General features: G+C 69.2%; 11 protein-coding genes and 1 riboswitch. Of the genes, 4 read left to right on the top strand and 7 right to left on the bottom strand.

What is annotated here, in order from left to right; translation table 11 throughout:
* Positions 1 to 109 precede the first annotated feature (109 nt).
* Positions 110 to 595, bottom strand: a complete 486-nt coding sequence (gene bcp, locus F4561_RS04005; protein WP_184574877.1) for a thioredoxin-dependent thiol peroxidase — start codon at positions 593 to 595, stop codon at positions 110 to 112.
* 348 nt (positions 596 to 943) lie between these two features.
* Between bcp and F4561_RS04010 the strand changes: the two genes are divergently transcribed.
* Both F4561_RS04010 and F4561_RS04015 read left to right on the top strand, forming a co-directional pair.
* Positions 944 to 2,020, top strand: a complete 1,077-nt coding sequence (locus tag F4561_RS04010; protein WP_184574879.1) for a CDP-alcohol phosphatidyltransferase family protein — start codon at positions 944 to 946, stop codon at positions 2,018 to 2,020.
* A gap of 24 nt (positions 2,021 to 2,044) precedes the next feature.
* Entirely contained in the window at positions 2,045 to 2,446 is a 402-nt protein-coding gene (locus F4561_RS04015; RefSeq protein ID WP_184574881.1) for a DUF3618 domain-containing protein, read from the top strand.
* Positions 2,447 to 2,527: 81 nt separating this feature from the next.
* Here F4561_RS04015 and F4561_RS04020 read toward each other — a convergent pair whose 3' ends face one another.
* Complete coding sequence (locus F4561_RS04020) at positions 2,528 to 3,739, bottom strand: alanine racemase (protein WP_184574883.1); 1,212 nt, start codon at positions 3,737 to 3,739, stop codon at positions 2,528 to 2,530.
* Between the two features lie 339 nt (positions 3,740 to 4,078).
* Between F4561_RS04020 and F4561_RS04025 the strand changes: the two genes are divergently transcribed.
* Positions 4,079 to 4,687: a DUF6286 domain-containing protein gene (locus F4561_RS04025; protein ID WP_184574885.1), complete on the top strand. Its 609-nt coding sequence runs from the start codon at positions 4,079 to 4,081 to the stop codon at positions 4,685 to 4,687.
* Positions 4,688 to 4,769: 82 nt separating this feature from the next.
* Here F4561_RS04025 and F4561_RS04030 read toward each other — a convergent pair whose 3' ends face one another.
* The 5 genes from F4561_RS04030 to gcvT all read right to left on the bottom strand — a co-directional run bounded on the left by F4561_RS04030 (position 4,770) and on the right by gcvT (position 9,525).
* The gene (locus F4561_RS04030; protein WP_184574887.1) at positions 4,770 to 5,009 is read right to left on the bottom strand and encodes a CopG family transcriptional regulator; all 240 of its coding nucleotides are present in this window, start codon (positions 5,007 to 5,009) and stop codon (positions 4,770 to 4,772) included.
* Between the two features lie 32 nt (positions 5,010 to 5,041).
* Positions 5,042 to 6,454, bottom strand: a complete 1,413-nt coding sequence (locus tag F4561_RS04035) for an L-serine ammonia-lyase (protein WP_184574889.1) — start codon at positions 6,452 to 6,454, stop codon at positions 5,042 to 5,044.
* Between the two features lie 123 nt (positions 6,455 to 6,577).
* Positions 6,578 to 7,849, bottom strand: a complete 1,272-nt coding sequence (glyA, locus tag F4561_RS04040) for a serine hydroxymethyltransferase (protein WP_184574891.1) — start codon at positions 7,847 to 7,849, stop codon at positions 6,578 to 6,580.
* A gap of 4 nt (positions 7,850 to 7,853) precedes the next feature.
* Positions 7,854 to 8,234 (bottom strand): glycine cleavage system protein GcvH, encoded by a 381-nt coding sequence (gene gcvH, locus F4561_RS04045; protein ID WP_184574893.1) that lies wholly within the window; start codon positions 8,232 to 8,234, stop codon positions 7,854 to 7,856.
* Positions 8,235 to 8,397: 163 nt separating this feature from the next.
* Positions 8,398 to 9,525, bottom strand: a complete 1,128-nt coding sequence (gene gcvT, locus F4561_RS04050) for a glycine cleavage system aminomethyltransferase GcvT (RefSeq protein ID WP_184574895.1) — start codon at positions 9,523 to 9,525, stop codon at positions 8,398 to 8,400.
* Between the two features lie 141 nt (positions 9,526 to 9,666).
* Positions 9,667 to 9,766: riboswitch (glycine riboswitch) on the bottom strand.
* Between the two features lie 815 nt (positions 9,767 to 10,581).
* Between gcvT and F4561_RS04055 the strand changes: the two genes are divergently transcribed.
* Entirely contained in the window at positions 10,582 to 11,190 is a 609-nt protein-coding gene (locus tag F4561_RS04055; RefSeq protein ID WP_184574897.1) for a DUF6879 family protein, read from the top strand.
* The last annotated feature ends 12 nt before the right edge of the window (positions 11,191 to 11,202 follow it).

The following is an 11,202-nucleotide window of genomic DNA, read 5'->3' on the forward strand; positions in this document are numbered from 1 at the left end:
GCGGCAGCCGCAAGTTGTTAACCCCGGCCGGAGCGACGCTCGTCACACGTAGGGCCCGTGCGCGGCACCGCCCCAGCGGGGCCGGCCCGTCCGGCCCAGGGCGCCCGGGCTACATACCGAGCTCGCGCTTGACGCGGTCGACGTGTCCCGTGGCTTTGACGTTGTAGAACGCGTTGCGCACGGTGCCGTCGGTGTCGATGACGAAGGTGGAGCGGATGACGCCCTCGACAACCTTGCCGTAGTTCTTCTTCTCCCCGAAGGCGCCGTAGGAGCGCAGGACCGACCTGCCGGGGTCGCCGAGGAGCGGGAACGTGAGACCTTCCTTGTCGCGGAACTTGGCGAGCTTCTCGGTGCTGTCCGGGGAGATCCCGAGCACGGTGAACCCGGCGGCCTCGAAGTCGCGCAGGTTGTCGCGGAAGTCGCAGGCCTCGGTGGTGCAGCCGGGGGTCATCGCGGCCGGGTAGAAGTACAGCACGGCCCGCTTGCCCGCCGCCTTCAGCGTCTCGTACAGGTTGACGGGGTTACCGTCGGCGTCGTCGAGAGTGAAGTCGGGTGCGGTCTCGCCGGGCTCCAGGCGTACGGTGCTCTCGCTCACAGCGCTGTGCTCCTCGCGTCTGTCGTGAATGGTCCGGTTTCGGGTGGCTTCCGCACCAGGTTATGGCCTTGCGGACCCGGGGCTGGAGCGGTGCGGGGGGCCCGGGATGACCGCGTGGCCGGCGGGCCGCTCGGTCGCCCTTTGGTTTCGATCTGTACTCGGTTGCTTTCGAGCGCTGATGTTAAGCGGGCTCATCACTTATCGTTGAGCAGATCCGTGCACGCGGCCTCGTCCCCATGGGTCGCCCCCTTGCGCGTAGACTCTGGCGTCACCCCCCAAGTCCGGCGCTTGAAGTCAACGTCGCTGGACCGGAGCATGTCCGCTTCGCCTTTGGGAGTTCAGGCAATAATGGCTGGTTTCACTCTGAACGACGTCAGGGAGCGTTCATGTCGGGCGCGCGACTCCTGGTGGACCGTGGGGCTGGTCGATCCGCTGGCGGTGCGGCTGGTCCGGGCGACCGCGAACCGGACCCGGATCACCCCGAACCAGCTCACCATCGCGGCGCTGTTCTGCGGCCTCGGTGCGGCGGCGTGCTTCGCGTTCGGGTTGTGGCCGTTCCTCATCGCCGGCGCCGTTCTGTACTACCTGTGCTTCCTGCTCGACTGCATGGACGGCAAGCTGGCGCGGCTGACCGACCAGGAGACGCTGTTCGGGTCGTGGATGGACTACGTCTTCGACCGGTTCCGGGTGCTCGTGTGCGCGATCGCGCTGATGGGCGGGCAGTACGTGATGACGGGCAGTGTCGCCTTCGTGTGGCTGGCGCTGGTCGTGGTGTTCGGCGACATGCTGCGCTACCTGAACGCCCTGCAGGTGTACAAGGTGCGTCGGGAGATGCGCTCGCACATCGCCGGCGCGCTGGAGCGGGCGCGGGCCACGCTGTCGATGCTGGAGCCCGAGGACGACTCCGCGTCCGCGGACGGGCGTCCCATGAGCGACCAGGGCGAGCAGGCGGTGTTGCGGCACGGGATCGCGGTGCTGGAGCAGATCCTGCGTACCCAGACCGAGAGCCACTCCGACCGCGACTCCGGCAAGCAGCCCGATGTCACGCTGCCCAAGATCGACCTGCACCAGGAGTTCCGGACCAGGTTCCCCTGGTACGAACGGTTCTGGAACTTCCTGCACGCCCGGGGGATCCGCACGCACCTGGTCAGCGGGATCGAGTTCCAGATGGCGGTGTTCGTCCTCGCGCCGGTTGTCGGTGTTCTGGTGGTGCCGGCGGCGATCGGGTGGGTTACTGGCGCGGTGGGCGTTGTGCTCCTCGGATTCGAGATCGCCATCGTCTATAAACTGTGGTTGTCTACACGTGACTTCTTCCGTGTGGTCGACGGAATCGAAGGCGCGTTGGGTTTCAGGCGGCCGTCTGACGACGACGCGGCCGGGCAGGGTGCGCCGGCCACGAGCGGTCCTCAGGCGACTCTGGGTTAGGAAACTGCGAAAGGGAGCGGCTGCATGGAGGGACGCGACCCCTCGGAAGCCCGCCGGGATCCAGCCGGTGTGCAGGCGGAGATCGAACGGGCGCAGCGGCGGCTCGCATGGGCGGTCGACGAGATCGTTGATCGGACGAGTCCCAGGAACGTGGCGCAGCGAAGCTGGGGCCGGGTGCGCGACAGCGGCACTCGGCTGTTCGGGGGTGCCCGGGCCCTGGTCACCGGCGACGCGGTCCGCCTTGAGAGCCATGTTGTGGAGCCTCCCGAGGGCACAGTCATGATCAAGGGCGATGGCGAGGTCGTGTCGACCTACGCGGCGCCCAGATCCCTGCCGACCGAGGCGGTGCTGCTCGGCGCGGGCGCCGGCCTCGTTGTCACGATCGGGCTGGTGGCCATGTGGCGGCGGCACAGGAAGCAGCGCTGAGGTAGCGCCGTATACCGGGCGCGTGGGGGCGGGGCCGCACAGGGCTCGCCCCCACGTGTGTTCCCGCGGGCCGGGGCCGGGCTAGAGGAACACCTGCCCTTCGCCGCGGTAGGTGGCAACGGTCTCGACCACGCGCGGCGGCGTGTCCCCGAGCAGGTGCAGCTCGGTGAAGTGTTCGCAGAGCTCCCCGGCTTTGGCGTGCCGCATCCAGACGCGGTCGCCGACATCGAGTGTTCCAGCATCAGGGCCGATGAGCGGGGTCTGGACCTCGCCCGCGCCCTCCGTTCCGGTGAGGGCCAGGCCGCCGGGCAGGTACGGCTGGGGGAGCCGCTGGCTGTCGGCGGTTCCGGAGGCCAGGTAGCCGCCGCCGAGCACGGTGGCGGAGTCGGAGCTGGGCCGGCGCACGACGGGCAGGGCGAAGAGCGCCGCCGGACTCCCGGAGAAGCCGCGGTAGTGGTCGAAGAGGCGGGGCTGGTAGAGGCCCGACCCCGCGGTGACCTCGGTGACGGCGCGTTCGCGGGCGGTGAGGTGCACGCTTCCGGTGCCGCCGCCGTTGACGAAGCGGAGATCGGCGACCCCGCTAACGGCGCGGACGATGGCGGCGCGGCGGCGCGCCAGCTCCATGCGGGAACGCCGCTGTATCCGGCGTAGTACCTGACCGTAGAGGGGGCGGCCGGGTGGGGCGTCGCCGACACCGGCGATCTGCGCCTCGTAGGCCATGATGCCGTCGAGACTGAGCTGCGGCCGGCGGGTGATGGCCCGCGCGAGCGCGGCGGCCTGGGCAGGCGTGCGGATGGGCGAGCGCAGGGCGCCGATACGCGATCGGGGGCCGAGGGGTTGCCAGCTCGCGTCGATGTCGATGCAGACCTTGATCGGGTGCACCGGGTCCGGCGCCGCGCGGGTGATCAGATCGAGCTGGCGGGTGTCGTCGACCATGACGGTGACGGCCCGGGCGGCGCGGGGGTCGGCGCCGAGCCGGGCCAGCGCCTGCGTGTCGCTGGTGGGGTAGGCGACCAGGATGTCCTCGCTGAGGGGATCGTCGCCCGCACCGCCCGCCAGCCAGAGGGCCTCCGGCAGGGTGTAGGCCATGACCCCGGCGAACCCGGGCAGGGCGAGGACCTCGCGAAGCAGGTGCCGGCAGCGGACGGATTTGCTGGCGACCCGGATCGGGGTCCCGTTGGCGCGGCGGGTGAGATCGGCGGCGTTGGCCCGGAACGCCGCGAGGTCGACTATGGCGAACGGTGGCTCGATGTCCTTGGTCGCTGCCTCGTACTGCTCCTGCGCGCGTGTCATGTGCCGAGCATCGCACATTTCATGAGAATTTTTCATGTATGGCGCGATGGGGTGGTCGCCGTGTTCTCGGTCGTCCGGAACGCGAGGCGACGGGGGCGTTAGCGCCTCCGGGGCGTCAGCGGGCCTTTCTTACGGCTAACCCGTTGTTCCCGGTCAGCCATGTTGGAGCGGGATTTCTGTATTCCAGAGCGCTGAGTTACTGTGCGACCATTGTTAATTACTTTATGTAGCTATAGGGTGCGGGTGACGCGCCGTTGCGGTGGGAACCGGCCGCGACCAATACGGGGCACACGAGCATGTCGGGAGGACCGGTCCGGGAGACGGAGGGGAGACCAAGGCATGACGACCGTCGAAGACGCACTGAGCCGACCGGAACCGGTCGCGGTCCGGTGCGGACGCCGCGTGGCGGTTCGCGCTCTCCAGCCGCGCAGGCTCTGGCCGGTCGTGTTCGCCGGAGCGCTGATCCTGGCCGCCCTCGCGGTCATCGCCGCGGTCGAGGTCATATCGGGCCTCGCCGGGGACCCGTTGCACCTCCTGCCGTTCGAGCACGCGACCGGATCCGCGACCGAGGCCCAGTGGACCGAGCCGCCGGTGCAGGGTGCGTCCGTCCTGCTCGCGGTCATCGGCCTGGCGCTGATCGGCCTGGCGCTGCTCCCCGGGCGGGCACGGTGGACGGTAGTCCGCACCGACGACCAGGGACTGCTGGTGGGCATGGAGCGGTCCGCGCTCCGGGACACCGTGGCCGCGGCGGCCCGCAACGTCAACGGGGTGCGCAGCGCCCGGGTATCCGTGGGCCGGCGCGGAGTACGGGTCCGGGTGCGGGCAGAGTCGTGGAGCGCGGCATCGCTGCGGGCGGACGTGGCGGCGGCGGCCGAACACCGGCTGGCCGATCTGGGGCCGTTCCGCGCGCTCGCGGTCTCCACAAAGGTGCGGCGCCCGAAAAGGTGACGCCGCCGCGGCGGTGCCGGGTGCGGGAGGGGCGCGTCCGGCGCCGCCACCTACTTCCCGCCCCGGCTCCGGGAGCGCATGATTACTGGTCGGCGGCGCCTTCGGCGACTACCGCGGTGACCTCGTCGTCGGACACGCTCTGGCCGCTGCCCTCGAAGGTGGGCCATTCGAGGGACGCATCCCAGACCCGGTTCGCCATGGCGGCCAGGTGGATACCCTCCCGGACGATTGCCGCCGCGGAAACGCCGCGGCGCCCGGCCGCCTCCGTGATGAGGGCGAGATCCTCCGGATCCGCCTCCACCTCAATCCTCGTCAGTGCCATGTCCCCAGCTCACTTTCCATCGGCTGAGGCTCTCAGCACTCGATGACGTTCACGGCCAGGCCGCCCCTGCTGGTCTCCTTGTACTTGTCCATCATGTCCGCGCCGGTGTTGCGCATGGTCGTGATGACCTTGTCCAGGGACACGAAGTGGCTGCCGTCGCCGCGCAGCGCCATCCTGGTGCCGCTGATCGCCTTCACCGAGGCCAGGGCGTTGCGTTCGATGCAGGGCACCTGCACCAGGCCGCCGATCGGATCGCAGGTGAGGCCCAGGTTGTGCTCCATCGCGATCTCGGCGGCGTTCTCCACCTGGGCCGGGGTGCCGCCGAGCGCTTCGGCGAGGCCGCCGGCGGCCATGGAGGAGGCGGACCCCACCTCGCCCTGGCAGCCCACCTCGGCGCCGGAGATCGAGGCGTTCTCCTTGAACAGGATGCCGACCGCACCGGCGGTCAGCAGGAAACGCACGATCCCGTCGTCGTCGGCCCCCGGGCTGAAGTGCAGGTAGTAGTGCAGCACGGCCGGGACGATGCCGGCGGCCCCGTTGGTCGGGGCGGTGACGACGCGCCCGCCGGCGGCGTTCTCCTCGTTCACCGCGAGCGCGTAGAGCGAGATCCAGTCACTCCCGCGCATCGGGTCGGGGTCGCGCTCCACCACCTCCGGCCGGACCAGCCCCGACTCGTCGCAGCCACCACCGAGCTGCCGGTAGAGGCGGTGTGCCCGCCTGGGCACCTTCAGCCCGCCCGGGAGTGTGCCCTCGCTGGTCACGCCGCGCCGCACGCACTGGCGCATGGTCTGCCAGATCCGCAGCAGCCCGGCGTGCACCTCGGCCGCCGTGCGGCCGAACGCCTGCTCGTTGGCGAGCATGACCGCGCTGATGGACATGCCGGTGTCGGAGCAGATCTCCAGCAGCTCCGCAGCGGTGCTGAACGGGTACGGCAGGACGGTGTCGTCGGGCTTGATCCGGTCGGCCCCGGCGGCCTCCTCGTCCACGACGAACCCGCCGCCCACCGAGTAGTAGACGCGCGCGCGGAGCTCGGTACCGGCGGCGTCGAAGGCCGCGAACCGCAGCCCGTTTGGGTGGCCCGGCAGGCTCTCCTTGCGGCGGAACTCGACCTGCTCGGCCGGGTCGAACGCGACCTCGTGCTCCCCGCCCAGCGCGAGCCGCCCGCCGTCGCGCACCTGCCGCAGTAACAGCGGGACGGCGTCGACGTCGACCTCCTCGGGCAGCTCACCGAGGAGCCCTAGGATGACGGCGGTGTCGCTGCCGTGCCCCTTGCCGGTCAGGGCCAGCGACCCGTACAGCTCGGCCCGCACGCTGGCGACATCGGGCAGGAGCCCGGAATCACGCAGGCCGAGGACGAATGTGCGGGCCGCCTTCATCGGCCCGACGGTGTGTGAGCTGGACGGGCCGATACCGATCTTAAACAGGTCGAACACGCTGATGGCCATGGCTCCTGCCCTCCTCTCCCAGTGCGGGGCGGCTTCGGTGCGATGCCGCCGGATACAGGTGTAGCCGGACCATGCGTGAGCGCGACGCACAACCCGGCTACATTCCTCGGGGTCTTGGTTTCCCTAGATCCCGGGGTACAGCGGGTGCTTGCGGACCAGGGCCTGGACGCGTTCGCCCAGCGCCGCGGCGTCGTACTCGGGCTTGAGCGCCTCGGCGATGATGTCGGCGACCTCGGTGAAGTCGGCCTCGTCGAAGCCGCGGGTGGCCAGCGCCGGGGTGCCGACGCGCAGCCCGGAGGTGACCATGGGCGGGCGCGGGTCGTTGGGCACCGCGTTGCGGTTCACCGTGATGCCGATCTCATGCAGCCGGTCCTCGGCCTCCTGGCCGTTGAGCTGCGAGTTCACCAGGTCCACCAGGACCAGGTGGACGTCGGTCCCCCCGGAGAGCACGTTCACGCCCGTCTGGGTGCAGTCGGGCCGGGTGAGCCGGTCGGCGAGGATCCGGGCGCCGGCGACGGTGCGCCGCTGGCGGTCGGCGAACTCCTCGCCCGCCGCCATCTTCAGCGCCACCGCCTTGCCCGCGATGACATGCTCCAGCGGTCCGCCCTGCATGCCGGGGAACACGGCGGAGTTGATCTTCTTGCCGTACTCCTCCTTGGCGAGGATGAGCCCGCCGCGGGGGCCGCCGAGCGTCTTGTGCGTGGTGGTGGTGACGACGTCGGCGTAGGGCACCGGGTTCGGGTGCAGGCCGGCGGCCACCAGCCCGGCGAAGTGCGCCATGTCCACCAGGAGCAGCGCCCCGACCTCGTCGGCGATCTGGCGGAACCGGGCGAAGTCGAGCTGGCGGGGATACGCCGACCAGCCGGCGACGAGCATCTTCGGCTGGTGCTCGCGGGCGAGCTTCTCCACCTCGTCGTAGTCGACCGTGCCGTCCTCCTCGCGGACGTGGTACGCCACGGCGTTGAGGATCTTGCCCGAGTAGTTGAGCTTCATGCCGTGCGTGAGGTGGCCACCGTGCGCCAGATCCAGCCCGAGGATGGTGTCGCCCGGCTTGAGCAGGGCGAAGTAGACAGCGGTGTTGGCCTGGGCGCCAGAGTGGGGCTGCACGTTGGCGTGCTCGGCGCCGAACAGCGCCTTCGCCCGGTCGATCGCGAGCTGCTCGACAACATCGACATGCTCGCAGCCGCCGTAGTAGCGGCGGCCGGGGTAGCCTTCGGCGTACTTGTTGGTGAGGACAGTTCCCTGCGCCTCCAGAACCGCCTGCGGGGCGAAGTTCTCGGAGGCGATCATCTCCAGGGTGTCGCGCTGGCGCGCCAGCTCGGCGCCGACGGCCGCGGCCACCTCGGGATCGAGCTTGTCCAGTGTCTGGTCGAGCAGGTTGCTCTCAGAGGGCATCTGGTTAACCTTCACCTTCGGTCAGCTGTGTGTACTGTTCCGGACTGAGCAGGTCGGACGGGTCCTGGGAGAGCTCCACCTTGAAGAGCCAGCCCTGGCCGTACGGGTCGGTGCCGATGAGTTCGGGCTCGTCGATCACGGTTCGGTTCACATCGACCACCTCCCCGTTTACCGGGGAGTAGATGTCACTGACGGACTTGGTCGATTCGACCTCACCGCACGTGTCACCAGCTTGAACGGTGGTGTCGACCTCGGGAGGCTCCACGTAGACGATGTCCCCCAGCGCCTCGGCGGCGTAGGCCGTGATGCCGATGGTGGCGACACCATCGGTAATGGCCACCCACTCGTGCTCGCTCGTGTAGTTCAGCTCCGCGGGAACGCTCAATTCAACTCTCCAGAGATCTTCCTTGTCCGACACGCCCCATTGTCATGCGCGGCCTCTTCGCCGCACCGCGTGCGGATCACGTCACCCGTGAATTCTGCCGGGCGCCCGGTGAGGCCCGCACCTGCGGCTCGTGCAAAGGTCCTCGCGGGGCCGGACCCAGGGCCTAGCGGTCTCGCTTGTAGAAGGGGAGTTCGACGACGTCCACATCCTCGGCCCGGCCGCGCACATCCACGGTGAACTTGCCGGCCGTGATGTCGAGCCCGCCGTCGACGTAGGCCATCGCGATGGGGACGCCCAGGGTAGGCGAAGGCGCGCCACTGGTGACGCTGCCCACGGTCCGACCATCGCACAGAACCTCGTGTCCCGAGCGCAGCACACGGCGACCGTGCCCGATAAGGCCGACCAGCCGGCGGGGGCGGGAGTTCTCGGCGGCGTGGGCGAGCGCGGCGCGGCCGACGAAGTCGCCCTCCTTCTCGAACTTGACAACGCGGCCGAGGCCGGCGTCGAAGGGCGTGATGTCGGCGCTGAGCTCGTTGCCGTAGAGCGGCATGCCGGCCTCCAGGCGCAACGTGTCGCGCGCCGAGAGCCCGGCGGGCTTCAGACCGTACTGCTCGCCGGCCTTGGTCAGCTCCTGCCAGACGCGGGGGGCGTCCGTTCCGGGCTCGATGAAGATCTCGAAGCCGTCTTCGCCGGTGTAGCCGGTGCGGGCGAGGAGCACAGAGACGCCCGCCACCGTGAGCCGGTAGCCGGTGTAGTACCGGATCTGGGTCAGGTCGGCGTCGGTGAGCGGCGCCAGGATGCGGGCGGCTTCGGGGCCCTGGATCGCGATGAGCGCGTAGCCGGCGGAGCGGTCGTCGACCCGGGCGTCGAAGCCGGGGACGCGCTCGGTCAGGGCGGCGACGACGGTGTCGTGGTTGGCGGCGTTGGCGACCACGAGGTACTCGTCGTCGCCGAGCCGGTAGACGATCAGGTCGTCGAGGACCCCGCCGTCCCCAGCGGTGATCATGGTGTAGCGGGCGCGGCCAACGGCGACCCTGGAAAGGTGCCCCACCAGTGCGTAGTCGAGGAACGCGGCCGCCTGCGGGCCGGTGACATGGATCTCGCCCATGTGGGAGAGGTCGAACAGCCCGGCGGCCTCGCGCACGGCCCGGTGCTCAGCGGTCTCGCTGCCATACCGCAGCGGCATCAGCCACCCGGCGAAGTCAACGAGGTTCGCACCAAGGTCCTGATGGACCTCGTAGAGCGGGGTCGTGCGCGGCGCCGAGGCGGACTCGTTGCCAAGCGCGGTCATTGGAGACTCCCGAGAGGATGGACGTTGTACCACTTCTGCCATCCTCCCCCTCTGTCATCTGTGCCTGAGAGCTTCGCCCCGCGCGGCGCGGTGCTTGCACCTTCGGCGAGGGGCGCGCACGCCCCTGCTTTCCAGAGTGGTCTCGCCCGTACGGTCCACGGCGCCTGAGAGGTTCACTGGGGAGGAATTGCTCCTTCGGCGGCCCGCACTGGCTGTGCGGACACTCTCCCGTACGGGGTCGACGACTGCCTTTCAGCCTAGCAGCGCACGCCCGACCGGCACAGATGGTGTTCGCGCAAGGTTTGATCCGTGCAGGCCGCGCCCGGGATAGCGCCGGAAAAGGTGCTCGCTCGTCGCCGGTGTCAACCCTCGGCGGGGCTTCGCTCGTGTCGGGGGCCAGCGCGCCCGTGGCGAGCCCGGCCCCGGCCAGCTCCGCGACCCGCGCGGCCCGGGCCGGTTCGCGGGCTCGTTGCCCGGCCTCCACCGGGCCGCGGAACGCGGCGCAGTAGCGCCGCTGCTCGGCGGCCGCGATCCCGGGGGGATACGCGCGGACCGGACAGACGTTTCTGGAGATGACAAACCGTGGCTGATTCGTGCCAGCATGAATTCGGTTGTATTTTGTTGCCCGCATCGCCTTCGGCGGGGAAACCAGTCTCGTCTTGATATTAGTGGGGCCAGAATCCCAGGTGGGACACTGCTGACAACAAGATCGCTGATATGCGCGATGTACGAGCGGGTTCTCCGGTGCTACTCTTCGATTTTCGGCGTTCAGCGGGACGGGAGGATTTTCGATGTCCGGAGCGAAATGGGAAGCAAACCCTGAGGCGGAACTCCTGTGTCGCTGGGGTAAGTCTCCCCATGACCGCGGGGATACCTCCGGGGACGGAAGCTGCCCCGATATCTGGGAACTCGACAACGGCGACATAGCGGTGATCGGTGCTGATCTCACCACGAGCTACCAAGGTCGTCTTCCGCGGGGCGTATCAATCGACCCGGGCGAGAGCATGGTCATAATTCCCCGGTCCGCGATCCTCGCGGCGAAAGCTGACATACCGGATGTTTGACGAGCTGAAGAACTCAGGAGAACGGCTGGCCCTCGCTGATTACTGGCCCGACTTCACCAGGCGCTTCTGGGAGACCAAAGAACCGGGGTTCTGGAAACTGGAGCGGCAGCAGACCTTCAAGGAGCCCAACGAGCCCAGTTGGCGCGCCTTCGCGGCGGGCGACTGGGACGAGTGTGTTCGCCTGATCCAGGAGAAACGAGACGAGCTCAGTGCGTACTTCCAGCGCGTCGCGGATTCCGGTTTCATCAACCGCCGGGTGCGCATCGTCGGTAAACCCATCACGCCCTATCTCCAATGGGAGTTGAACGTCCTGGTGCTGCGGCACGAGTACGGCGGACTGACCAGGGTCGTCGAGGAACCGCAGATCGCCGCTCTGGAGGAGCGGGGCCCTCTGCCGGAGATCTACACGTTGGGCACCGAAGTGATGTACGAAGCGGTCTACGACCAGGACGGGGTGCTGGAGGCCGCCAACCGTTTCACGGACCGGGCGTTGATCATCGAGTGCCAGCGGTTCATCGAACGCCTCTACACCGTCGGCGAGCCGCTGGACGAGTTCTTCGCCCGGGAGGTCGCGCCCCTGGAGTCTCCGGTCGGACAGTAAGGCTCAGGAACG

This window comes from Lipingzhangella halophila (genome assembly GCF_014203805.1).
Lineage (GTDB): Bacteria > Actinomycetota > Actinomycetes > Streptosporangiales > Streptosporangiaceae > Lipingzhangella > Lipingzhangella halophila.